Consider the following 25,344-nt stretch of genomic DNA (forward strand, 5'->3'; position numbering starts at 1 on the left):
TTTAACGATGCTCGTTTATTGGCTGGATATTCTTGGTACAGCCGTTTTTGCTATCTCCGGCGTCCTGCTCGCCGGAAAACTACGCATGGATCCGTTTGGCGTGCTGGTGCTTGGCGTGGTGACCGCCGTTGGCGGCGGGACAATCCGCGATATGGCGCTGGCCAATGGCCCGGTGTTTTGGGTGAAAGATCCTACCGATCTTGTGGTCGCCATGGTCACCTGTCTGTTGACCATTGTGCTGGTTCGCCAGCCCCGCCGATTACCCAAATGGATATTGCCGGTGCTGGATGCCGTCGGTCTGGCCGTGTTTGTCGGTATTGGCGTCAATAAGGCGTTTAATGCGGGCACCGGCCCGATGGTGGCGATCTGCATGGGCGTGTTAACCGGCGTGGGCGGCGGCATCATTCGCGACATTCTGGCGCGTGAGGTGCCGATGATCCTGCGTACTGAAATTTACGCAACGGCCTGTATTGCGGGCGGCATTGTCCACGCGACCGCGTACTACACGTTTGCAATTCCGCTGGAAAACGCCGCGATGCTGGGGATGGTCGTGACGCTGGTGATACGTTTAGCGGCGATACGCTGGCACCTGAAGCTGCCGACGTTTGCGCTGGATGAAACTTCAAGATAGGCGTCGTTTATAAGCCCGGTGGCGCTTCGCTTACCGGGCCTACAATCCGCATTCAGGCTTAAATGCTGAACGAAGAACCACACCCGCAGGTGCTTGTTGCGTTCGGGTTGGTCACCACAAAACGCGAACCTTCCAGACCTTCGGTGTAATCCACCGAACCGCCCACCAGATACTGCAGGCTCATCGGGTCAACTACCAGCGCGACGCCTTGCTTCTCAATGGTCATATCGCCGTCGTTCACCTGATCGTCAAAGGTAAAACCGTACTGGAAGCCGCTGCAGCCGCCACCGGTAATATAGACACGCAGTTTCAGATCCGGATTGTCTTCGTCGGCAATCAGGGTTTTCACTTTGTTGGCTGCTGCTTCGGTAAATTCCAGCGGCACAGCTACGTCATCACTCATCTTATGCTCCCATGAATACTGCTATTGGGTAAAATTCACCCAATTCTTTTCGTCATTATCTAATACCCTGGTAATTCATTCAAGTATTCTGCGTGGCGGCCCGCTCCGCCTCTTGTTTTGCCAGGGTACGCGCGAGGATGGTGGAGTATAGCGGTTTTCCACCCAGGAATTGGGCTAATAGTGTCGCGCCGAGACAGGTAATGATCATTGGCAAAATGAGCTGGTAATTATCCGTCATCTCCAGCACCAGCACGATGCCGGTTAACGGCGCGCGCAGGGAGGCGGCCAGCAGCGCCCCCATCCCGGCCACTGCAAAGGTGCCGGCGTCCAGATGGTAAGCGGGGAAACCTGCCTCAGCCGCCATACCAAACGCGGTGCCGAGCAGCGTTCCCAGCGCCAGCATCGGGGCAAAAATCCCGCCGGGCGCGCCGGAGGAGAAGCACAGTACCGTCGTAATGACCCTGGAGAAAAACATAAACAGCAGCAAACCCACGCTGAAATTCCCGGCTGCGGCAATGGGAATCAGCCCGAAACCGCCGCCCGCGGCATTCGGTTCGATAAAGCCGAGCACGCCACAAATGCCGCCCAGCAGGCCGCCCATCAGCACCCATTTCGTGGTATTGCCGCCGTGAACGCGCTGGAACATATCCTGAGCGCGTAAGATAAAGGTGTTAAACAGCGGGCCCACCACACCAAAAATCATGCCGAGGATCAGGTATAGCCACAGGGTGTTAACCGGTGCGTTGGTCAGTTTACCGACTCCAATCACCGCCCCTTCGCCATTAAAGATGCGAAAGACGATGCTCGACATAATGACGCCGGTGAACACCGCTTTAATGGAGATCAGGTTGTAGCGGAACTGCGCGCGCATCTCTTCGATGATGAACAAAATACCGGCCAGCGGCGCGTTAAACGCCGCAGAAAGCCCCGCCGCTGCACCGGTGGCCAGCAGCGTATGGCGCGCCTCGGCGCTGCGCATGCGGAACAGATCGCCCACCATGCGGCCGACGTTCCCCCCCAGCTGCACCGTTGGCCCTTCCCGGCCGAGCACCATCCCTGCGCCCAGCGTCCCCATGCCGCCAATAAACTTAACCGGGATCACCCGCCACCAGCGCACCGGGCGCAGCTCCTCCAGCGCGCCTTCAATTTCCGGGATGCCAGACCCGCCCGCCTCCGGGGCGAATTTACGCACCAGAAAATACCCCACCATGGCAAACAGCGCAGACAGGCCGAATGCCGCTACCCAGACCAGCCATTCGCGATCGGCAAAACCGGCTACGGTACCCACTCGCCAGTTGAGTACGGCATTAACCGCTTTTTCAAACGCCACGCCAACCAGCCCTGCAAGGGTACCCACCACCGCAGCAGCAAGCAGGATCGCCAGCGGCGTTTTATCGCGATTAAGCAGCCGCCGAATGCTGATTCGGTGCTGGGCGCGCGTAAACTGTTGTTCTTCAAAAGACGGGGAATCTGATTTCATGTCCTGTTCTTATTCGTCATACAAAAAGCCGCGAAGATTTTACCAGAGACCTTCCCTGCGACGCCTGAAAAATACTTAACAAATCTTAAAGCATTAACAGGCTAAAAATTTCATAACCTTCTGCGGATCACTTAGAATAGTGTGCTTAATCATTTTATACGAACCAGGAACGACGCCATGAGCAAGTCTGAAAACCTCTACAGTGCAGCCCGCGAGCTAATCCCCGGTGGCGTGAACTCGCCAGTACGCGCCTTTACCGGCGTGGGCGGCACGCCGCTGTTTATTGAACGTGCTGACGGCGCGTATCTGTATGATGTCGATGGCAAAGCCTATATCGATTACGTCGGTTCCTGGGGGCCGATGGTTCTCGGACATAACCATCCTGCCATTCGTAACGCGGTCATCGAAGCCGCGCAGCGCGGCCTGAGCTTCGGTGCGCCGACCGAGATGGAAGTGAAAATGGCGGAGCTGGTTACCGAACTGGTGCCGACCATGGACATGGTGCGTATGGTGAACTCCGGTACCGAAGCCACCATGAGTGCCATCCGTCTGGCGCGCGGCTTTACCGGTCGCGACAAAATCATCAAATTCGAAGGCTGCTACCACGGCCATGCGGACTGCCTGCTGGTGAAAGCGGGCTCCGGCGCGCTGACCCTCGGCCAGCCAAACTCGCCTGGCGTACCTGCTGATTTCGCGAAGCACACCCTGACCTGCACCTACAACGATCTGAACACCGTTCGCGCGGCGTTCGAGCAGTATCCGCAGGAGATCGCCTGCATTATCGTTGAACCGGTTGCGGGCAATATGAACTGCATCCCGCCGCAGCCTGACTTCCTGCCGGGCCTGCGCGCGCTGTGCGATGAGTTCGGCGCGCTGCTGATCATCGATGAAGTGATGACCGGCTTCCGCGTGGCACTGGCGGGCGCCCAGTCTTATTATGAGGTTGAGCCGGACCTGACCTGCCTCGGCAAAATCATCGGCGGCGGCATGCCGGTCGGTGCTTTCGGCGGTCGTAAGGACGTGATGGAAGCCCTGGCACCAACCGGCCCGGTTTACCAGGCGGGCACGCTCTCCGGTAACCCAATTGCCATGGCTGCGGGCTTCGCCTGTCTGACCGAAGTGGCGCAGCCGGGTATTCATGAAACCCTGACAGACCGCACCACGCAGCTGGCAAACGGTCTGCTGGAAGCCGCAGAAGAAGCGGGAATTCCGCTGGTTGTTAACCACGTGGGCGGCATGTTCGGGATTTTCTTCACCGATGCGAAAACCGTGACCCGCTATCAGGACGTGGTGAAGTGCGACGTTGAACGCTTCAAGCGCTTCTTCCACCTGATGCTGGAAGAAGGCGTGTACCTGGCACCGTCCGCGTTCGAAGCGGGCTTTATGTCCGTGGCGCACAGCGAAGAAGATATCAATAACACCATCGACGCGGCGCGTAAGGTGTTTGCGAAGCTTTAAGGGCATTGCCGGGTGGCGCTAACGCTTACCCGGCCTACGATGTTCTCCCTCTCCCCGTGGGAGAGGGTATCAGGCCGCACCTGACTACCGACTCTGCTTTCTCAACAGATAGATAAAGTAAGGCGCACCGATAAAGGTCGACAACAGGCCCGCCGGGATCTGATACGGGAACAGCACCATCCTTCCACACCAGTCGGCAAACACCAGAATGACCCCGCCCGTCAGGGCCGACATCACAATATGTGGCATCGTCCGTCGGAAACCCATCATTCTGGCGATATGCGGCGCCATCAACCCTACAAAGCTTAGTGGACCGATGGTCATGGTGGCGGTTGCCGTCAGACACGCCGCCAGCAGAAGAAGCGCGACGCGCGTTGGCGTCAGCGCTAAGCCAACCGCACGCGCGGTTTCGCCCCCCAGCGGCAGAATGGTCATCCAGCGACGGCACAGCGGTACCATCGCCAGCAGCACGATCATAACGCTTCCTGACCAGGCAACCTGGCTGGCGGTGGCGTTGTACGTTGAGCCGGAAATCCAGGTCAGGATCTTCGCCATGCGCGGATCGCCGCTCGCCTGCAGCATCATCAGCAGCATAGTAAAGGCGGTGCTGAGCGCCATACCGGCCAGCAGCATGCGGTGCGGAGAAAATCCACCGCGGCCAGAGGCAACCAGAATAATCATCAGCGTGGCCGCCGCACCGATACTCCCGGCAGGCATCAGCCAGCCAAACGCATTGCCCGGCACCAGGAAGAGCATCAGCACCACGCCAAAGGCCGCGCCGGAGCTGATCCCCAGCACTTCAGGGCTTGCCATCGGGTTACCGGTCAGACGCTGAATAATACAGCCCGCCACCGCCAGCATCACCCCGGCAATCAGCGCGGAGAGAATACGCGGCCAGCGCCACTGCAGCAGTTCGTTGAGTAAGTCACCCGTTGCCCAGTGCCAGCCTGCGGCATCGCGCCCAAACGCGAGGGCGGCAAACGAGGCGATAAGCAACACCGCCAGACCGGCAAGGCTGAACCATAGCACCGACTGACGTTCAGCGTAGACCTTATCACCCGCGTCCATCGCTGGGGCGCTGATGCTGCGCAAACGCGGGAGCAGCCACAGCAGCAGCGGCGCACCGATAAGCGCCGTTGCCGACCCGGTAGACACTTCCATCCAGACGCGCGCCAGCCAGAGAATGATCTGATCGGAAAGCCAGAGGATCAGCGCCCCGATCAGCGGCGCCAGCAGCAGACGTGCCAGAAGGCGACGCGCCCCGAGCATTTTCGCCAGCAGCGGCGCAAAGAGGCCGATAAACCCGATGATGCCAACCGCGTTAACCAGCAGAGCGCTCAGCACAATCGCCAGCGTGAGCGCCGCCAGACGAGCCAGCGACAGCGCCAGCCCCAGGTTGCGCGCCACGCCATCATCCAGCCCCATCAGAGTGAGCGGGCGCAGCAGCAGCAGCGTGAGCACCACGCCGCCAAACAATTGTGGCCACAGGCGCTGGACGATACTCCAGTCGGTCTGGGTGAGCGTGCCGGTGCTCCACATAAACATGCTTTGCAGCTGGTCGTGGTGAAACAGCACCAGAAGCTGGTTGATCGCGCCGCAGTAGAGGCTGACGACCAGCCCGGCGAGGATCAGCGTGACCGGCGAGAGACGTTTTCCCCAGGCCACGCCAAAGACCAGTGCGCCCACGACGCAGGCACCTGCCAGCGCGGCAAACTGCGAGGTTAATGCCCCCGGCAGGGTCCAGAGGGTGGTGATGGTGATCCCCAGCTGTGCCCCCGTCGCCACGCCCAGCGTGGTTGGCTCCGCCAGCGGGTTACGTAGCACCTGCTGGAACAACACGCCCACCAGTCCCAGCCCCGCCCCGACCAGCAGGGAGATGCTAAGACGCGGCAGCAGGCTGTAGTGGAACAACATTTGCTGAATATTGTCGATATCCGGAGCGGCAAACGCGGCCGCCCACTGCTCGCGCGGCAGTGCCGTGGAGAGGTTGAACCCGGTTAGCGCCAGCACCGCCAGAAAAATCAGCCCCAGCAGCAGCGCCGGGAAACGGGCAATACGCGTACTCATGCTTTGCCCCCCATCACGTTGTCCAGCACGCGGGCAAAGTGCATTGCCGACAGCGTCGCGCCGTAAAACCATACCGCAGGGGCGCGCAGGAAGCGCTGCTTGCGCACGAACGGCATCGCCTGCCAGAGCGGGGTCGCCATCAGGGTTTGCATTTCACGCTCGTTGCCGTGGTCAAAGCACAGCACGTCGACGTCGCGAAACGCCGCCAGGCGGTCGATGCCCACGGCGGTGCTTCCCCAGAACGTCATCTCGCCTTCCCAGGCGTTGCGAATGCCGAAGTTGTCGAGCACTTCCTGGAACAGGCAGTTCTTTCCAAAGACCAGCATATGGCGGGCATCCAGCAGCGTCACCATCAGCAATGGCCGATCGCCACGGCGGGCAAAGCGCGGCTTAAGGGACTCAATCAGCGCGTCAAACTCATCGAGATGCTGTTTTGCTTCCGCTTCCCGGTTGAGGAACTGGGCCATCTCGTGGATGGAATTTTTTGCCATGGTCAGCGGCTTTTTACCGTCGCTAAAGGAAAAGCCTCGTCCCGGCGCAATCTTCGCCATGATCTCTTCCGACGGGCCATACCCCGCAGACCAGAATAAATAAGACGGTTTCATCTGCGTGAGAAGCTCAAGGTTTGGCTCCGTGCGCAGACCGATGTCGATGACCGAGTCCGGCAGTTTTGGCTCATTCACCCACAGGGTGTAGTTGGGAATGTCGGCCACGCCGTAGGGCGTGATACCCAGGGCCATCATCAGCTCGACGGGTAACCACTCCAGCGCCACGATGCGGTGCGGATCGATAGCGGCGGCGCGGGCCGGGGCCATCTTCAACAGCAGCGGCGAGAGCGCCATGGCCGTCAGCAGGCGACGGCGGCTAATGTATATTGAATCCAGCATCAGTAGACAAAGCTCACGGGAGCTGCCCCGGCCGGGTGAGGCAGAATACCCATTGGAATACCGTAAATATGTTCCAGCGTTTCGCTGCGCATCAGCTCAGACGGCGTGCCCTGAGCGATCATTTCACCGCCGCGCAGCGCGACGAGGTAGTCACAGTAGCGCGCCGCCATGTTGATATCGTGCAGGACAGCGATCACCGTCAGGCCGCGCTGCTGGCTTAAGCGATGCACCAGCGCCAGCACGTCGACCTGATGGGCGATATCCAGCGCAGAGGTCGGTTCATCCAGCAGCAGGCAGCGGCTGTCCTGCGCCACCAGCATCGCAATCCACGCCCGCTGACGTTCACCGCCGGACAGACTATCCACCAGGCGATGCGCCAGCGGTTTTAGCCCTACCAGCGCAATCGCCTCTTCTACTTTCTCCCGGTCGGCGACGCCGAAGCGGCCAAGCGCCCCGTGCCACGGATAGCGGCCAATCGCTACCAGCTCACGCACCGTCATCCCTTCCGCCTGCGGCAGCTGCTGCGGCAAGTAGGCCACCTTGCGGGCAAAGGCTTTACTGCTCCAGCCCTCCAGCGGCCGATCGTCCAGCAGAATATCCCCTTCAGAAGGTGGCTGGTGGCGTCCCAGCATCTTGAGCAGCGTGGATTTACCGGAACCGTTGTGGCCAATCAGGCCCGTCACTTTACCGGCAGGAAACGTCAGAGAGAGCGGATGCAGCAGGGTGCGCCCGGGTACACGAAAGGAGAGATTATTGAGCGTAAAGGTGGTGTCGGATTGCGTTTTATTATCCTGCATGTCAGCCAACTTAAATAAAAAGGGCACGGCGAACCGTGCCCATAAAGAGGTTAGAAGCGGAAGGTCGCGGTGGCGACAACCTGGCGTTCAGCACCCCAGAAGCAACCGTAGGTGTTGAAGCAGCTGGCAACGTACTCACGATCGAACAGGTTGTTCACGTGAAGCGCGACGTTTGATCCGGCCATGCCTACACGCGCCAGATCGTATCTGACCAGTGCATCAACCAGTGTATAGCTTCCAACAGTGAAGCTATTCGCCGGGTCACCTTTGCTGGAGCCGGTATAACGCACACCGGTACCCAGCGTCAGGCCAGAAAGTGGGCCGTCAAACATCGTGTAATCACCCCACAGGGATGCCATATGTTTTGGCACCTGCGCCGGCGTGTTGCCTTTGTAGTTGGTGTCGGTGGTGTATTCCGCATCGGTATAGGTATAAGAACCGACAACGTTCACGCTGGCAGATAACGCCGCTTTGGCTTCCAGCTCTACGCCACGGGCGCGGATCTCGCCGCCTTCAACGGAGAAGGGTGAGCCAGTTGGGTCAGCCATCAGGTTGTTGGTTTTGGTCAGCTGATACACTGCACCGGTGATCACGATCGGACGATCGTTAGGCACGTATTTCACGCCCGCTTCGTACTGTTTGCCTTTAGACGGTGAGAATGGTTTACCTTGAGCGTCGGTCAGGGAAGCCGGTTCAAAGGATTCGCTGTAGCTGAAATAAGGAGTTACCCCGTTGTCGAACAGGTAGTTAACGCCGCCACGCCAGGTGAACTGAGTATCATCACGCTTGGCGGTGGTATTTAATACGCGGTTGTAGGACTCCTGATCGGCCCAATCGTAACGGCCGCCCAGTGTCACCAGCACTTTATCCCATTCGATCTGATCCTGAGCGTAAACGCCGGTCTGCTTCTGCTTGTTCAGCACCTGGTAAGCACCAGATGGTCCAGGGTGTGAACCGAAATCGAAATCGCCACGATCGAGATCGTAAATATCGGATGGCGCAACGGAGCCGGCATAGCCGAACCAGGAGTTAATGTCATTACGCATGCGCATGAAATCAACGCCTGTCAACAGAGTATGGTCGAGAGCCCCCGTCGCGAACTTGCTCTGAAGCTGCGTATCAACGGTGAAGTTTTGCAGCTTCTCGTCATCGATCACATACTGGCGAGTCAGCGTATGCCCCCATTGTGACTGAGGAATGCTCGCGCAAGGGCTGGATGCCGGATTACTCGAATAGAGCGGATCGGAACACATGCCGTAGCCGTAAACGCTGTTTTGCGAGGTTTTGTTCTCGGCAAAGCGCAGATTCTGACGCACGGTGAAAGTATCGTTGAATTCGTGGTCGAAGCTGTATCCCACCATTTTCTGGTTACGGGAATAGGTGTTGTTCTTCGCGCCTTCATTGAAGTTAGTCGGCAGACGATCGCCGTTTGGCAGCGGGTCAACCGTCCCCTCTTTTGGCAGCCAGCCGTAGTAGCCCGTTTCAGGCTCGTTCTGGAAGTAGGAGAGGAACGTGAAGGTTGTTTTGTCATCCGGACGCCAGGAGAAGGATGGCGCGATGGCATAACGCTGCTCGCCCTTATCTTCCTGCTGCGAATTGTTCGAGCGCGCAACGCCCGTCAGGCGGTATGAATAGACACCGTCATCGTCGATCGCATCGCTGAAGTCAAAGCCTGTCTGGAACAGGCTGTCGGTACCCACTTTAAACTGGATCTCTTTCAGCGGCTCGGTTGTTGGGCGCTTACTTACCATGTTCAGCAGGCCGCCTGGGCTGCTTTTACCGTACAGAACGGAAACCGGACCGCGCATGATTTCGGCGCGCTCCAGCATGTACGGGTCAATTACCGCGTCGTTGTAGAAGTTCCCCTGCATTTTCATGCCGTCGAGGTAGTTGTTTTGGCTCTGGCCATCGGCCGCGAAACCGCGAATAACCAGGTAGTCGTAAGTATTGGAAGCACCACGGGTGCCTACTGCAACGCCCGGGGTATAGCTCAGAGCTTCTTTAACGGAACGTGGCTGATGCAGCGCCATCTCTTCGGCCGTTACCACAGAAATAGACTGTGGAACCTTTTGAATTGGGGTGTCTGTTTTGGTACCGGTCGCAGATTGGCGAGCGGCGATAGTCGCAGCAGGTCCCCAGGCACTTTCCTGTGCAGCAGGTGCAGCGGTAACGGTAATAGTATCTTCTTTTTTCGGGGTTTCGGCAGCGTGAGCAAATGCAGACATGCCGGCAACCGCTGTGGCTACGACAACCGCGACTTTACGCAGCGACGTGTTAATTGGCTGAGCAGTATTGGAAAGCGCCATGTTTATCTCTGATGGAAAAGTGAATGATAACGTAAACGAGAATTATTATTATGACCGCAGAATAATATGCGAAACGCTGGTTGCATAGCAAGCAGTAAGCGGCCCTACAAGATTTAAGGGTTTAAGAATTAACCAGATGAAAAGAGAGGGTTAACGAAGTTAGTGAAATGATCCTTAGCCCGCCAGAGCGGGCAGGATGAATCAACGGTAAAAGAGCTCGAACGTCGCGACAGAATCGACTTTGCCGGCTTTTATCTCCCCCGTCCTGACGTAGCGAGCCTTGAGTGGGATCTCGACAGGAACGTTGTCCTGCGTGCCGGTTATCGCCGTATAGTTCCGATCGAACTGCAGTACCGTATCATTCTGGTCAAGGATCTGAATGCCGACGCCTTCAGCGGCGGAATCTCCGGAGGCGATCCCCAAAATATTGCCGTTCGTGACGCCCGTTGATCCCGCGCTGGTAAACTGATAATCCACCTTTGTGCCTGCCGCGCAGTCGGTGATCTCAATCTTAAAGCTGCCGTCCGTGAGGATGTCAGAGTATTGGCCGCTAAAGTCCTGGGTATTGACCGTTTTCAGCGGCACATAGATGTTGCGATCGACCAGGTTACAGGTGTTTGTGGTGATGCGAATAGTGGTGGGAGAGAAGCGCATTTCACCGATCGGCGCGTTGCCCAGGATATCCATTGAGGTTAACCGTGAGGTATCAAGATCGCCCTCCTGGATAGCGCCCGTGACGACCAGCTGGGCAGCGGCGCGAAATACAGATGTACTTGTCGAAGAGCCGTGGATCGAGCCCAGAAATTGCATGGGCCGGACGAGATCCTGTTCAGTGTAACCGGGAAGCCGTTCGGTCGACGACGCCGCGCGGATGCCAATACCCGGCACGTTGGTCTGATAAACCCCGCTCATCACACCTTCGCGCGCATCCGCATCCGTGAGGTACAAATACCCGCGTCGAATTTGCGCGTCACCGCTACAATCCACCGTTACCGCTTTACTCTCGACGCTGGCGTCATAAAGCACGGTGCCGACGGGCGTGTCGGGGGCGACAATAATGACCGGGGGAAGCTGAAACGTCACCACGGCATCCGCGTCAGCGCTGCCGTTGAAGGTACAATCTGCCCGGGCTGAATGGCAAAATGCCCCTGCCAGCACGAGCAGTATCGGTGGCAGGTATGTGTTAACGATACGACGTAGATTCATGAAATACCTCAGTTAAGGCAGTTGACCGTGGCTTTCACGATCCCTGCCGCGCTGTGCGAGGGAAGATCCAGCGTCCCGTGACACTGCCGATCGCGCTCTTCTCCCCACTGCACGCTAAACGTTGTTTTGCCGGACAGCCCTGTCAGGTAAACCTCCCCATCATCGCCCACGATGGCCGTGGTGTTGTCCAGCGCCACCAGGGCACCAAACGGCACGGGCTTACCCGCGTAGAGCAAGGTCACCAGCGCGCGTCGTCCCACGCGCGCGTCGAACGTGGCCGGCACTGCCGCCCCTTTCGTCGGCACGAGATCCAGCGTTGCCGCGTCGATATCAATATCTTCCCGATCCTGCGTATTCACGGTGATGATGTTGTGCCGGTAGGCCGTCAGAGAAGGAACAATCGCGTTACCAAAACGGTCCGTCGTGATGCCGCGCCCGTTTTGCACTTTGACGTTATCACCATCTTTAATGTGCACAATGGCGAAGGCGTCGCGTACGGGTTGCCCCAGCGTCACGCCATGCTCGTGAGCAACGATTGACCCCTGAGCGCTGTAGTTCCACTGCCGATTGTTACCACCGTAGCTGTACCCCATCCCTACCTCACCGGAAGCCCCGCGATAACGCCCGGACAGGCTGCCGCCGTAACCCGTATCCTGGTTGGCATAGGTCTGCTGGAGGTTGTAGCTCAGCTTATTGTCCTCGAGAGCAGTACCGCCAAGCCCAACCTGATGCGAGACAAATCCGCCACTGGAGGTATTGGCACTGTAGGTTGCCCAGGAATTCGGCAGCCACTTTGATAACGGAATGTTGACCGTCAACGCCATTTGCCGGTCGGTATCGGCATCTGGCGTGCGGGTCAGGTTGTAACTTATCGACCAGGTGATGTCGCGCCAGCTGGAGCTGAACCCCGCGCTGACGCTACGCTCATGGCCGTCCATATCCCAGTAGTCCTGCTGATAGCCGTTGAGATAGGCCGAGCCCCAGTCAGAAACCCGCTGGGAAAGGTTGAGCTGCATGCGGCTACGGCGGTTATTAGTTCTGCGGTAGGTATAAATGCCGTCATCGATTTCGCTGTCACGCTGATCGATAGCTTCCTGAAAGGTATAGAACCCCGATGTGGAGTAGCGATAGCTGGCAAGCGTGATGGTGGTATCCGTGTCGGGAATATCTTTTGAATACTGCGCCCGCCAGGATAAACCGCTGGCATCGTCACGCCCGTCATCAAACACGGTACGCGCGGCCGTGAGGTCGACAGAGGCGGAGCCGAAATGCCCCAGATCGGCACCGAGCCCCAGCAGCAGCGCGTGATACAGTGATGAACCCAGCGCGCCGGTATACGCCGTGACGCCGTAAGGCAGACCATAGATGGCCGTGCCTTGCGCAAAGGTGGGTTCGTCTTCACCTTCATTACCGCGATAGCGCCCTGCGGCCAGCGAATACTTAAAGCCGCCTTCCCGCTGTAACACCGGCACCGACGCGCTGGCCTTGATGAAGCTATGCTCGCTGCCATCCGCCTCTTCGACGGTCACTTCCAGATCGGCTCCGGATGTTACCTGGCTTAAATCGCGGATCTCGAACGGCCCGGGTGAGACGTTTGTCTGATAGATGGTGTAGCCGTTTTGCTTGATAGTGACTTTCGCATCGCTATTGGCAATACCGCGCACGACGGGCGCAAAGCCCTGCTGACTAACAGGCAGCATAGAAGTATCCGTTTCCAGCTTCACGCCGGTCATCTGGACGCTGTCAAAAAGTTCACCATTGGTATATGTCTGACCAATCTCAAGCTGGCTTTTCAGCGTTTTGATGTCGCGTTGTAACGTGCTGGCAATGCCCTCCCAGCCGGAAGCGTCGCTCCAGGTGCTGTTATTCCGCAGCCGCCACGCCCCAAGGTTAATCCCCGACTCCAGGCCAAGCCAGGTCGAAGAGGTTTTGCCCGAACTGTAGTGCTGCTGAGAACCGCTGAGTTGATAGCTTGTCCAGGCGGCAGGCGCGCCGTCATCCCAGAATTTTGGATGTATCGCGCCAGCGGCAGCATGGTCGCGGTACGCCTGCGGGATGACCAGCTTCAGGGTCTGGTCATCCTGATTGTATTCGTAACGGGCATTTTCAATGAAATGAGAGATATCGCGGACATAAGCGCCGTCATCCAGATCTTTTAAGTCCGGGATCGTGTCTACTTTCACGCCGTAATCGCGCAGATCCGCTTTCGTCAGCTCCGGCAGCAGGCGCTGTTTATCGTCAGACAGCACGAAAGCGATGGGACGTTTATCCACAACGTCCCGATCCCACATAACAGTCGTAAGGTAGCTTCCGGCAAGTAGCCCGTTATCGTTAATGAAGTTTTTTAATGTAGAGGTATTTTCGAGGGGCGTATCCAGCTCAAGGATCCGCAGGTTAAATTCGTCATCAGCACAGGCAGGCTGGATCGCGGCGAGCAGCGTCAGCGCGATCCCGTACAGTACCTGTTTGTGAAGCAGAGATGACGACATAAAATACCAACATGATGATTTAAAGAGCCTGCTTGCGCTGTGGGGTTTGCCCACCGAAATCATTGATTGCCGTCCAGGTCACCGCGCCCTTTGCTGAATTCGGTAACGCGAAACGCTGCTCGCTGAACGGAGCCACCATCATTGAAATGGCGCCTGGCGTGGTTTTGGTCTCTTTCACCGGAACACTTTTCCCACCAACGGCCAGCTCGCCAAACGAGACGTAAAACGGGGTCGGGTTGTTTGCAATTAGCGTGTCGCCCTGACGCTGGAATGTGATTTTTGCGTAGGCTCCCAGGGCATCGCTTTCCTTCAGCTGAGCCGGACGCCAGAAAAGCTTCAGGCGCGTTTTCATCGCAAATTGCAGCGTGTTTTTCTCTTTCAACTCCGGCGAGAGTGCCGATACGGATTTAACGTTTGCCAGAAACAGAGATTCCCGGTCTGCGGGCAGGCTTTTTTTATCGCCGGTAAAAATAACGTGCAAAAGGGTTTGACGATTTTCCTGCAATTTGTAAACAGGAGGAGTAATAATAAAGGGCGCTTTCGCATCATTGGGGTAACTGACCCAGCTTTGCACCAGATAACGTGTATGCGGATCTTTATTTTTAAGTGCTATCTGAACATCTGATTTATTCGATGGATAAATAATTCGCGTACCACCGAGAACAACACTTGCCTGTACTGAACAGCAGGAAATAATTAAACAACCACATAACAATTTAAATAAAGTCTTCATACAATGTTCCAAAAAGGCAGCCGTTCAGGCTGCCCGTCATTGCTTAGCGATAGACAACCTCGAATGTTGCAGAGGAGGAGTAATGGCCCGCGGTTGGCGCGGTATCCCCCACCTGAATCACTTTCGCGGTGTAGTTAAAGACAGAAGCCGTTGCCCCGGTCGCGTCGTTATTCACATCGGTACCCGTATCCGGTACTGAACCGTCGAAAACAACATCGCCTTTAGCGCCGTTCTCATTGCTGACGATGATGCCAACGTTGGTCGCATTGCCTGCGCCAGTCAGATCGTTCTTCAAGCGCTTGTTAGCGGCGTCTGTTGTCGTGCCGCTAAACTTGAGGTTCAGTTTAGCGACCAGCGGGTCACATTTTTTCACTTCAATCTTAAAGGCTTTTGAGGTGCCAACCGTACCGTCAGCACCAAAATCCGAAGGATAGGTATCTGCGAAAGTGACGGTGGAAGCGTTAGTCCCTGTGCCATCAACGTTAATTTCACAGGTATCGGCAACAATTTTTCCGGCGAAGTTCACCGTACCGGAATCGTTTGATGCAAATACAGGCAGAGACAGCGCGGCCATAACGCTTCCGGCTAAAAATGTAGAGACAATTTTTTTGTTCATGAAAAATATCCTTATATTTGACAAATGTGGCATCCATTCGCACTACAAATATTTTGAGTCGAAATGTTATCCAGCATGTTACACATGACTGACTAAATAGGAATATCCTTTGAGCCAGTGAATTTCTTATGGCGATTACATCAGATTATTCTTCATTGTGTCCAGAGAGGATAAAGTTACGCAACATGTAGAAGATTTCAAATGCATGTTTTAGATGAAAAAAATGAGAACTTAAAAAATCTAAATTAGATATTTAATTTTTTTAAAAATTGCAGGATGTAAAAAACAAAAAAACCGCTTTATATTAAAGCGGCTTTTTATTCAGGGAATTAATTAATTCCCACCAAACATATCCTTGATCCAGCCGGCCACGCCATCACTGTCTTTCTTCTCGTTCTGCTGCTGGGCCGGTTGTTGCTGCGGCTGCTGCGGCTGAGAAGATTGATCGAACGGGTTGCCCGTTGGCTGTTCAGGCTGGCTCTGCTGGCACAGTGAGTCCGGGTTGGTCGTCCAGACCGGCAGGGTACGCATCCCGCCGCCGCAGATAAAGTTCCCGGAACCATCCACGCCCATATCGACGATATCTTCCGGCGCGACCAGGTTCAGCGGCACAGGTGACTGGTTCGCCAGGTAGCGCTGGTAAATCGACATCGCCCCGCTCGCCCCGTAAAGTTTGGTCGGCTGGTTGTTGTCACGGCCTACCCAGGTGATCACCACTTCACGGCCATCAATACCGGCAAACCAGGTATCGACGTTGTTGTTGGTGGTCCCGGTTTTACCCGCCAGATGCAGACCAGGATACTTCGCCCCCAACTGACGACCGGTACCGCGCTGCACAACCTGCTGCATCGTCCACAGCGTCATGTAGGCCGCCTGCGCAGGAACGGCACGTTCAGCCTGCGGGAAGCTCTGATACAGCACGGAGCCATCTTCGGCAATCACCGAACGCAGGGCAGAGAGCGGTGCGCGGTTACCCCCGCTGGCAATGGTCTGGAACGCCTGCGCCACTTCGATCGGCGTCAGGTTAAGCGCCCCCAGAATCATCGCCGGAACAGGGTGCAGCTGATCTTTCGGTACGCCCAGCTTCTGCCAGGTATCGACAATGGCCGGCAGGCCCAGCGCCATACCGAGGTTAACCGTAGGTACGTTCATGGAGCGGGTTAACGCGTCCACCAGCATCACCTGGCCGCTGAACTGTTTATCATCGTTCTGCGGTGACCAGACCTGGCCGTTAGGCTGACGCAGGGAGATTGGCGCATCGGCGATCCAGGTGTTCAGGCGATACAAATTCGGCTGGCTCAGCGCGGTGAGATAGGTCGCCGGTTTAGCCAGAGAGCCAATCGAACGACGCGCCTGCATCGCGCGGTTGTAGCCCGCATACTGCGGCTCTGCGCCGCCCACCATCGCGCGCACTTCGCCGGTATTGCGGTCAACCACCACCATCGCGGTTTCCAGATCGGAGAGCTTGCGCTGCTTCTTCAGCGCCGGGATCCCTTCCACCGCCGCTTTTTCTGCCGCGTCCTGGGCTACCGAGTCAAAGGTTGTGAAGATCTTCACGCCGGAGAGATCTTTGACCTTATCACCGAGCTTGCTTTGCAGCTCCTGGCGCACCATCTGCATGAAAGCAGGCTGCGGAGAGATCACCCCACCGCGCGGCTGCACGCCCAGCGGACGTGCGCTAAGCATGTCGTATAATTCCTGGTCAATCACCTGCTGCTGTTGCAGCAGACGCAGTACCAGGTTACGACGCTCCAGCGCCAGTTTCGGGTTGCGCCACGGGTTATAAATGGACGCCCCTTTCACCATGCCCACCAGCAGCGCCTGCTGGTCAAGGCTGAGCTCTTCCACCGGACGGCCAAAGTAGTACAGGCTCGCCAGCGGGAAGCCGCGGATCTCGTTATCGCCGCTCTGGCCGAGGTACACCTCGTTCATGTACAGCTCAAGGATACGATCCTTGCTGTAGCGCGCATCCATCAGCACGGCCATGTACGCTTCGTTGGCTTTACGCCAGTAAGAACGCTCGCTGGAGAGGAACAGGTTCTTCACCAGCTGCTGGGTAAGCGTACTCGCCCCCTGCACGGTACGGCCCGCAGTCAGGTTCGCCAGCACCGCACGGCCGATGGAGTAGAGACTGATACCGTCGTGCTCGTAGAAATGGCGGTCTTCGGTTGCCAGCAGGGTATCCACCAGCAGATCCGGGAAGCCGTTACGCGCCACGAACAGGCGCTGTTCGCCATTGGCGGACGAGAGCATGGTGATCAGACGCGGATCAAGACGGAAGAAACCGAACTGGCGGTTATTGTCCATGTTCTCAATGGTTTCCAGCCGATCGCCGTCAAAAGTCAGACGCGCGCGCACCTGCCCCTCTTTGCTGTCCGGGAAGTCGAACGGGCGGCGGATCATCTCAATGCTTTTCGCCTGGACGGTAAATTCGCCCGGGCGGGTCATTTTCGTGACCTGACGATACTGCGTAGCTTGCAGCAGTTTCACCATCTCGTTCTTGCTGATGGACATGTCCGGCTCAAGGTTCACCATGCGACCATACACTGCCGCCGGCAATTGCCAGACTTTCCCGTCGATACGGCTGCGGATCTTCTGATCCAGATAAACGCCGTAAATCGCGATCAGCACAACAAAAACAATGAACAGCTTCAGCAGCAGCCAGAACCAGCCGCGCTTCCCACGAGGCTTACGCCCTTTGCCTTTTCCTTTACGCGGCATGGGTTCTTCATCCTCATAATCGTCTTCATAGTCATCGTCATACTCCTCATCTCTGAGGCGACGACGGCTTACCTTTTCTTTCGCCGGACGCGCGGGTTTTCCCTTACGTCCTATTGGCTCGCGGTCATTCCCCGCCATGCTTTTTCTCCGCAACTTTCAGGCGCAAAGGCCAGATTTTCTTTTCTTCCACAGGCCTGTGAAAGAAGAAATCTCTCAAAATTGGTTTTCTCCCTCTCTCCGTGGGAGAGGGCCGGGGTGAGGGCATCAGGCCGCACTTTCCCCACTACGAATATTTCTTCGTCCGCCGCGTCGGCGCCGTATTCGCCGGATCGTCCGGCCATACGTGTTTGGGGTAGCGCCCTTTCATCTCTTTCTGCACTTCACGGTAGCTCCCCGCCCAGAACGCTCCCAGATCGCGGGTGATCTGCAACGGACGATGCGCAGGCGAGAGCAGCTCAAGCACCAACGGCACCCGCCCTTCCGCAATAGACGGCGTGGTTGCCTCACCAAACATCTCCTGCATCCGAACCGCCAGCGCCGGAGGATTATCCTCATGATAACGAATGGCAATCCGGCTCCCGGTGGGCACAGTGTAATGCCCAGGAAGCTCACTATCCAGACGTTGACGTAATGACCAGTCCAGTAAATTCTGTAACGCGGTCTTAACATCAAGCGCCTTAAGGGCGCGCAGAGAGTGCACGCCGCTCATTTGCGGCAGCAGCCACTGCTCAAGCGTCGCGAGCAGCGTCTCATCATCCACCGCGGGCCAGCCGTATTCCGGTAGCCACTTCGCGGCGCAGTGCAGACGAATGCGATACTGTTCAGCTTCCGGCGTCCAGTTCAGGACGTTAAGGCCCTTTTCCCGAATGCCGTTCAGCATTGCCTGGTGTAACTCTTCTTCCGACGGCTTCGCCAGCGGTTTCGTCCCGAGGATCAGTTTGCCAATCTGACTACGCCGAAACGCCTTTAGCGTCCCCTGAGCGTCATCCCATTCCACGATGTCCGATTGCTGGAGCAGCTGCGGGTAGGTACGCGTCAGGGCATCTATGTCCACGGCAATCGCCTGTAAAATACGGGCATCAGGAGACTGGCTGCCCTGAAGCAGGAGCGGCGCGATCAGCCATTCATGTCGCGTCAGGGCATCATCGCTGTCCAGCATCGCCCCCATGCCGTTTGCCAGCTGGTAGCGTCCATCCAGCCCGCGGCGGCGCGCAATCCTGTCCGGGAAGGCCAGCGCCAGAAGGGAGGCAATCTTATCGCCGTCAGGTGAACCGCCCCGGCAGTTCAGGCGTTTGCACAGCTGCTGCGCCCGCTGCTGCCAGTTTCCCTGATTGCGCGAAAACGCTTGCCCCAGATCGCTGCTGCCTCCGCGCGGCGGCTCCTCAAGAATAGCCGCCAGTTTCGCCGCTGTGGCAATTTCATCTTCGCCCTGAGCGGCCACCAGCATTGCCGCCAGACGCGGATCGTTGCCCAGCGCCGCCATTTTCTGACCGCGCGCCGTCAGACGTTCACCTTCCAGCGCGCCAAGCTGGGTGAGCAGGCTGCGCGCGGCGGCGAGATTCACGACAGGCGGCGGATTAAGCCAGGTGAGCTGTTCAGGATCCGGGCAGCCCCAAAGCAGGAGATCCATCACCAGCCCGGAAAGATCGCTTTGTAAAATCTCCGGCGTGCTTTGCTGTGCCGCGCGTTCAGCCTGCTCCGCGCTGGTCAAATGCAGGCAAATACCCGGCTCAAGACGCCCCGCACGGCCCGCGCGCTGCACCATTGACGCCTGACTGATGCGTTGTGTCAGCAGTTTAGTCAGCACGGTGCGCGGATCAAAGCTCGCCACCCTCTCCTGCGCGCTATCCACTACCAGGCGAATGCCTTCGATGGTTAAACTGGTTTCGGCAATGTTGGTTGCCAGCACGACTTTACGCTGCCCCGCCGGGGCGGGAAGGATGGCTTTACGCTGCTCGGTCAACGACAGGGCGCCATAGAGCGGGCAAAGCAGTACGTCACTGCCCACCCTGGAGGCCAGCCGCTCCTGCACGCGCTGAATCTCCCCCACGCCGGGCAAAAACAGCAGCAGCGAGCCGGGCGCCTGGCGAAGCAGGTCAGCAGTGGCAATAGCTACCGCTTCGTCAAAGCGCTGATGGGCAGGAAGCGGCTGATAGCGACGCTCAACAGGAAATGCCCGTCCTTCTGAGCTGATGACCGGCGCATCGGGTAATGTCTGTCGTAGCCGCTCGTTATCCAGCGTCGCCGACATAATCAGCAGCCGCAGATCGTCGCGCAGCCCCTGCTGAACGTCGAGCAACAGCGCGAGGGCCAGATCGGCCTGCAGGCTGCGCTCGTGGAATTCATCCAGGATCACCAGCCCGACGCCGTTCAACTCCGGGTCGTTTTGCAGCATGCGGGTAAGAATGCCCTCGGTGACCACCTCAAGCCGCGTGGACGGGCCGACGCAGGTTTCGGCGCGCATCCGGTAGCCTACCGTTTCACCCGGTTTTTCATTCAGCAGTTCCGCCAGGCGCTGCGCCACGTTGCGCGCGGCCAGCCTGCGCGGCTCCAGCAGGATAATTTTCCCGGCAATCTTACCCTCTTTAAGGATCTGCAGCGGCAGCCAGGTAGATTTACCCGCCCCCGTAGGCGCGTTAAGCAAAACCTGCGGGGCATGTTGTAAGGCAGCGAGAAGCTCAGGAAGAACGACGGCGACCGGCAATGAGGACACTAACAGCTCCAGAGGGTTAACATTAGTCGGCGTACATTGTAGCATCGGCGCATATCATTACCGAGTCCCCCGTATGTCTGATTCGAAACGGCTGTTTTTTGCCATTGAATTGCCCACCACCCTACAGCGGCAAATCGTTCGCTGGCGCGCGGAACATTTTCCACCGGAAGCGGGCCGACCCGTTGCGGCGGCAAACCTGCACCTGACACTGGCCTTTTTGGGTGACGTGAGCGCCGAAAAACAGCGGGCATTAGCCGCCATGGCCGGGCGTATTGCCCAGCCGGCGTTTACGCTGCACCTTGACGATGCGGGTCAGTGGCTGCGTTCGCGCGTGGTCTGGCTGGGTACGCGCCAGCCGCCGCGCGGGTTGTTACAGCTCGCCAATATGTTGCGCGCGCAGGCAGCGCGCAGCGGCTGTTACCAGAGCCCGCAGCCGTTTCATCCGCACGTCACGCTGCTGCGCGATGCCGGGCAGGCCGTTGCCATTCCGCCGCCGGGTTTTCACTGGGCTTTTCCGGTTAATGAATTCGCGCTTTATGAATCCGTCTTTGCACGGGGACGCACCCGCTACAGGCCGCTACAGCGCTGGACGTTGGGCGACACCACAAGGAATTCCGATGAAGTTTAGTCCTGCACTCCAGTCCGCCACGCTGATCCAACGCTACAAACGCTTCCTCGCCGACGTAGTGACGCCGGAAGGCGAAGAGCTCACCCTGCACTGCCCCAACACCGGCGCCATGACCGGTTGCGCCGCGCCGGGTGACACGGTCTGGTATTCCACTTCAGAAAATACTAAACGCAAATACCCCCATACCTGGGAAATAACCGAAACGCAAAACGGGGCGTTTATTTGTGTTAATACTCTGCGTGCAAATCAGCTGGTTAAGGAAGCGCTGACGAATGGCGCCATTCCCGAACTGGTGGGTTACGGTACGCATAAAACAGAAGTGAAATACGGCGATGAAGGCAGCAGAATTGACTTCATGTTACAGGCGGAAGGCCGTCCTGAGTGCTATATTGAAGTAAAATCAGTGACGTTAGCGGAACAGGAAAACGGCTTCTTTCCGGATGCGGTAACGCTACGCGGGCAGAAGCATCTGCGAGAGCTAATGAGTGTTGCGGCGGCGGGCAAACGCGCCGTATTGCTGTTTGCGGTGTTGCATACAGCGATTGAACGGTTTTCCCCTGCCCGCCATATCGATCCTAAATACGCACAACTGTTGAATGAGGCACAAAAGCAGGGGGTAGAGGTTTTAGCTTATAAAGCGGAACTTTCTGCCGATAATATGACTCTGAGATCGTCTCTTCCCATTGTCTTATAAGGGATTAGACGATTGATGAATAAGTGTTCTGGCCGCGTGCGCAAATACGCTTTTCCTCACAGGCTTGTCAAGTGTTACGTTTAGATAATTGCCATACGGAAAAGCATCTGCTATTTATAGCGACCTGATTTTTCCCCCAACACGGGGATCGATAGTGCGTGTTAAGGAGAAGCAACATGCAAGAAGGGCAAAACCGTAAAACATCGTCCCTGAGTATTCTCGCCATCGCTGGGGTGGAGCCGTATCAAGAGAAGCCGGGCGAAGAGTATATGAACGAAGCCCAGCTGTCGCACTTCAAGCGTATTCTTGAAGCATGGCGTAATCAACTCAGGGATGAAGTGGATCGCACCGTTTCGCATATGCAGGATGAAGCTGCTAACTTCCCGGATCCGGTAGACCGTGCCGCTCAGGAAGAAGAGTTCAGCCTCGAACTGCGTAACCGTGACCGCGAACGCAAACTGATCAAAAAGATCGAGAAAACGCTGAAAAAAGTCGAAGACGAAGATTTTGGCTACTGCGAATCCTGCGGTGTTGAAATCGGTATTCGTCGCCTGGAAGCGCGTCCAACCGCCGATCTGTGCATCGACTGTAAAACGCTGGCCGAAATCCGCGAAAAACAGATGGCCGGCTAACGCCAGCGCTGTTTATACACTTCAAAGGCGGGAGTCTCTCCCGCCTTGTTACTGTTGATATGTCTGAATCACACTATATCGGGCGCTTTGCGCCATCTCCTTCCGGTGAATTACACTTCGGCTCATTAATTGCCGCGCTTGGCAGCTACCTGCAGGCTCGCGCCAGTCAGGGTAAATGGCTCGTCCGCATCGAAGATATTGACCCTCCGCGTGAAGTTCCCGGTGCTGCAGACACCATTCTGCGTCAGCTGGAACATTACGGTCTTCACTGGGACGGCGACGTTCTGTGGCAGTCACAACGTCATGAGGCTTATCGGGAACGTCTGGCCTGGCTCAGCGCTCAGGGGCTCTCCTATAACTGCACCTGCACCCGCGCGCGTATCCAGAGCGTGGGAGGTGTGTATGACGGCCACTGCCGCACGCTGAATCTTCCCCCGGAAAATGCCGCCGTACGCTTGCTACAGCGCGCGCCCGTCACCCGCTTCCACGATCGGCTCTCCGGTGAGATTAGGGCGGATGAACGTCTGGCATGTGAAGATTTTATTATTCACCGTCGTGATGGTCTGTTTGCGTATAACCTGGCGGTGGTCGTCGACGATCATTTCCAGGGCGTGACGGAAATTGTGCGCGGGGCGGACCTGGTCGAACCGACCGTACGGCAAATCTCGCTTTATCATCAGTTTGGCTGGACGGTGCCGGATTACATTCATCTGCCGCTGGCGGTCAATGCGCAGGGCGTTAAGCTCTCCAAGCAGAACCACGCCCCGGCCCTGCCAGACGGCGATCCGCGTCCTGTTTTGATCGACGCGCTGCGATTTCTCAACCAGAATGTAACCAACGAATGGCAGGATCTGCGCATTGACGAATTGCTGAAAATAGCCATTGCCAACTGGACGCTCGCGGCAGTGCCAAAAATCCAGCATTCTCAAATGCGTTGCGCTGAGCTATGATTAGCCGCTTTTTTCATAACAAAACACACTACGAGGTGTACCATTTTTACCCGAGTCGCTAATTTTTGCCGTAAAGTGCTAAGCCGCGAAGAGAGCATGGCGAACGACGCTATTGCACAGCCACACATGTCGGTTATTCCGCGTGAGCAGCACAATATTTCCCGCAAAGATATCAGTGAAAATGCCCTCAAGGTACTCTATCGTCTGAATAAAGCGGGCTACGAGGCCTATCTCGTTGGCGGTGGGGTGCGTGATTTACTGCTGGGCAAAAAACCGAAAGATTTCGACGTGACGACCAGCGCCACGCCCGAGCAGGTGCGTAAATTATTCCGCAACTGCCGTCTCGTTGGCCGCCGTTTCCGTCTGGCTCACGTGATGTTTGGGCCGGAAATCATCGAAGTGGCGACCTTCCGCGGCCACCACGAAGCGGGTGCATCCGACCGCACCACGTCACAGCGCGGCCAGAACGGTATGCTGCTGCGCGACAATATCTTCGGCTCTATCGAAGAAGATGCCCAGCGTCGCGACTTCACCATCAACAGCCTTTATTACAGCGTGGCGGATTTCACCGTGCGTGATTACGTCGGCGGCATGCAGGACCTGAAAGAGGGTCTGATCCGCCTGATCGGCACGCCGGAAACGCGCTATCGTGAAGATCCGGTGCGCATGCTGCGCGCCGTGCGTTTTGCCGCCAAGCTGAACATGCGCATCAGCCCGGAAACCGCAGAGCCGATCCCGCGTCTGGCGACGCTGATTAACGACGTGCCGCCTGCCCGCCTGTTTGAAGAGGCGCTGAAGCTGCTGCAGGCCGGCTACGGGTTCGAAACCTACAATCTGCTGCGCGAATACAACCTGTTCCAGCCTCTGTTCCCGACCATTACCCGTTACTTCACCGAAAACGGTGACAGCCCAATGGAGCGGATGATTGCGCAGGTGCTGAAAAATACTGACACCCGCATCCATAACGATATGCGCGTGAACCCGGCATTCCTGTTTGCGGCAATGTTCTGGTACCCGCTGCTGGAAACGGCTCAAAGAATCACCCAGGAGAGCGGCCTCGCCTATTACGATGCCTTCGCGCTGGCCGCGAACGATGTATTGGACGAAGGGTGCCGCACGCTGGCTATCCCAAAACGTATTACTACCCTGGTGCGCGACATCTGGCAGCTTCAGCTGCGCATGTCCCGCCGTCAGGGCAAACGTGCCTGGAAGCTGATGGAGCATCCAAAGTTCCGCGCCGCCTTCGACCTGCTGTCGCTGCGTGCGGAAACTGAACGCAATCAGGAGCTGCAGCGCCTGGCGCAGTGGTGGGCCGAATTCCAGGTTTCCGCCCCGCCGGAGCAGAAAGATATGCTGACCGGGCTGGATGAAGAACCTGCCCCGCGTCGCCGTCATCGTCGTCCGCGCAAACGCGCACCGCGTCGCGAAGGGACAGCATGACCCTTGCGTATATCGCCATCGGCAGCAATTTAGCCTCTCCGCTGGAGCAGGTGAATGCTGCCGTACAGGCGCTGGGTGAGATCCCGCAAAGCCGTATCGTGGCGGTCTCCTCCTTTTACCGCACGCCGCCGCTAGGCCCGCAGGATCAGCCTGATTATCTGAACGCCGCCGTGGTGCTGGAAACATCCCTCGATGCCGAAATGCTGCTGGACAATACTCAGCGCATCGAACTGCAGCAGGGGCGCGTACGCAAAGCCGAACGCTGGGGGCCGCGCACGCTTGATCTCGATATTATGCTGTTCGGCCATGAGGTGATTAACACTGAACGCCTCACCGTACCGCATTACGACATGAAAAATCGTGGCTTTATGCTCTGGCCGCTCTTTGAAGTGGCGCCCGATCTCACCTTCCCGGAAGGCATCCCGCTCAAGGCCGTTCTGGACAACCTGAACGCGGAAAGACCCGCTCGCTGGTGATCCTCTTCCCTCACCGG

20 protein-coding genes are annotated in these 25,344 nt (G+C 57.3%); 8 read left to right on the forward strand and 12 right to left on the reverse strand.

What is annotated here, in order from left to right:
* Positions 1-7: 7 nt before the first annotated feature.
* A complete protein-coding gene (locus IM265_RS15900) occupies positions 8-631 on the forward strand; it encodes a TRIC cation channel family protein (protein WP_023616579.1) in 624 nt (207 codons plus the stop codon).
* Positions 632-689: 58 nt separating this feature from the next.
* Here IM265_RS15900 and erpA read toward each other — a convergent pair whose 3' ends face one another.
* Together erpA and clcA are read right to left on the reverse strand one after the other, a co-directional pair.
* Complete coding sequence (gene erpA / locus IM265_RS15905) at positions 690-1,034, reverse strand: iron-sulfur cluster insertion protein ErpA (protein WP_008501923.1); 345 nt, start codon at positions 1,032-1,034, stop codon at positions 690-692.
* A 79-nt stretch (positions 1,035-1,113) separates the two neighbouring features.
* The gene (clcA, locus tag IM265_RS15910; protein ID WP_182035419.1) at positions 1,114-2,514 is read right to left on the reverse strand and encodes a H(+)/Cl(-) exchange transporter ClcA; all 1,401 of its coding nucleotides are present in this window, start codon (positions 2,512-2,514) and stop codon (positions 1,114-1,116) included.
* Positions 2,515-2,691: 177 nt separating this feature from the next.
* Between clcA and hemL the strand changes: the two genes are divergently transcribed.
* Positions 2,692-3,972 (forward strand): glutamate-1-semialdehyde 2,1-aminomutase, encoded by a 1,281-nt coding sequence (gene hemL, locus IM265_RS15915; protein ID WP_041911201.1) that lies wholly within the window; start codon positions 2,692-2,694, stop codon positions 3,970-3,972.
* 84 nt (positions 3,973-4,056) lie between these two features.
* Here the strand turns inward: hemL and fhuB are convergent, their stop codons facing one another.
* From fhuB to hrpB, 10 genes are all read right to left on the reverse strand, one after another.
* Positions 4,057-6,039, reverse strand: coding sequence for a Fe(3+)-hydroxamate ABC transporter permease FhuB (gene fhuB, locus IM265_RS15920; protein WP_193030275.1), 1,983 nt, complete (start codon positions 6,037-6,039; stop codon positions 4,057-4,059).
* Entirely contained in the window at positions 6,036-6,926 is an 891-nt protein-coding gene (gene fhuD / locus IM265_RS15925; protein WP_063438120.1) for a Fe(3+)-hydroxamate ABC transporter substrate-binding protein FhuD, read from the reverse strand. The genes fhuB and fhuD overlap by 4 nt, the downstream gene beginning before the upstream one ends.
* Complete coding sequence (fhuC, locus tag IM265_RS15930; RefSeq protein WP_028015563.1) at positions 6,926-7,723, reverse strand: Fe3+-hydroxamate ABC transporter ATP-binding protein FhuC; 798 nt, start codon at positions 7,721-7,723, stop codon at positions 6,926-6,928. Before fhuC ends, fhuD begins: the two co-directional genes overlap by 1 nt.
* 50 nt (positions 7,724-7,773) lie before the next feature.
* A complete protein-coding gene (fhuA, locus tag IM265_RS15935) occupies positions 7,774-10,029 on the reverse strand; it encodes a ferrichrome porin FhuA (RefSeq protein WP_045259489.1) in 2,256 nt (751 codons plus the stop codon).
* A gap of 201 nt (positions 10,030-10,230) precedes the next feature.
* On the reverse strand, positions 10,231-11,235 hold the full coding sequence (locus tag IM265_RS15940; RefSeq protein WP_182035418.1) for a fimbrial protein: 1,005 nt from the start codon (positions 11,233-11,235) through the stop codon (positions 10,231-10,233).
* Between the two features lie 8 nt (positions 11,236-11,243).
* Positions 11,244-13,724, reverse strand: a complete 2,481-nt coding sequence (locus IM265_RS15945; RefSeq protein WP_182035417.1) for a fimbria/pilus outer membrane usher protein — start codon at positions 13,722-13,724, stop codon at positions 11,244-11,246.
* A gap of 19 nt (positions 13,725-13,743) precedes the next feature.
* A complete protein-coding gene (locus IM265_RS15950) occupies positions 13,744-14,457 on the reverse strand; it encodes a molecular chaperone (RefSeq protein WP_182035416.1) in 714 nt (237 codons plus the stop codon).
* Positions 14,458-14,500: 43 nt separating this feature from the next.
* On the reverse strand, positions 14,501-15,073 hold the full coding sequence (locus IM265_RS15955) for a fimbrial protein (RefSeq protein WP_088204385.1): 573 nt from the start codon (positions 15,071-15,073) through the stop codon (positions 14,501-14,503).
* A 333-nt stretch (positions 15,074-15,406) separates the two neighbouring features.
* Positions 15,407-17,932 (reverse strand): bifunctional glycosyl transferase/transpeptidase, encoded by a 2,526-nt coding sequence (mrcB, locus tag IM265_RS15960; protein ID WP_045631651.1) that lies wholly within the window; start codon positions 17,930-17,932, stop codon positions 15,407-15,409.
* 145 nt (positions 17,933-18,077) lie between these two features.
* Positions 18,078-20,507 carry an ATP-dependent helicase HrpB gene (gene hrpB / locus IM265_RS15965; RefSeq protein ID WP_193030272.1) on the reverse strand — a complete coding sequence of 810 codons (2,430 nt, stop codon included), beginning with the start codon at positions 20,505-20,507 and terminating at the stop codon, positions 18,078-18,080.
* 73 nt (positions 20,508-20,580) lie between these two features.
* Here hrpB and thpR point away from each other — a divergent pair, with 73 nt between their 5' ends.
* The 6 genes from thpR to folK all read left to right on the forward strand — a co-directional run bounded on the left by thpR (position 20,581) and on the right by folK (position 25,327).
* Positions 20,581-21,135: an RNA 2',3'-cyclic phosphodiesterase gene (gene thpR, locus IM265_RS15970; RefSeq protein WP_047367352.1), complete on the forward strand. Its 555-nt coding sequence runs from the start codon at positions 20,581-20,583 to the stop codon at positions 21,133-21,135.
* Positions 21,125-21,829, forward strand: a complete 705-nt coding sequence (gene sfsA, locus IM265_RS15975; protein WP_041911210.1) for a DNA/RNA nuclease SfsA — start codon at positions 21,125-21,127, stop codon at positions 21,827-21,829. The genes thpR and sfsA overlap by 11 nt, the downstream gene beginning before the upstream one ends.
* A 176-nt stretch (positions 21,830-22,005) precedes the next feature.
* Positions 22,006-22,461, forward strand: a complete 456-nt coding sequence (dksA, locus tag IM265_RS15980) for an RNA polymerase-binding protein DksA (RefSeq protein ID WP_013095632.1) — start codon at positions 22,006-22,008, stop codon at positions 22,459-22,461.
* Between the two features lie 59 nt (positions 22,462-22,520).
* Positions 22,521-23,411, forward strand: a complete 891-nt coding sequence (gluQRS, locus tag IM265_RS15985; RefSeq protein WP_049137775.1) for a tRNA glutamyl-Q(34) synthetase GluQRS — start codon at positions 22,521-22,523, stop codon at positions 23,409-23,411.
* Positions 23,412-23,453: 42 nt separating this feature from the next.
* A complete protein-coding gene (gene pcnB / locus IM265_RS15990; protein ID WP_028015552.1) occupies positions 23,454-24,851 on the forward strand; it encodes a polynucleotide adenylyltransferase PcnB in 1,398 nt (465 codons plus the stop codon).
* A complete protein-coding gene (folK, locus tag IM265_RS15995; protein ID WP_193030271.1) occupies positions 24,848-25,327 on the forward strand; it encodes a 2-amino-4-hydroxy-6-hydroxymethyldihydropteridine diphosphokinase in 480 nt (159 codons plus the stop codon). Before pcnB ends, folK begins: the two co-directional genes overlap by 4 nt.
* Positions 25,328-25,344 lie beyond the last annotated feature (17 nt).

The sequence above is a fragment of the Enterobacter cloacae complex sp. P17RS genome, from assembly GCF_014895885.1.
Taxonomy (GTDB): Bacteria; Pseudomonadota; Gammaproteobacteria; order Enterobacterales; family Enterobacteriaceae; genus Enterobacter; species Enterobacter bugandensis.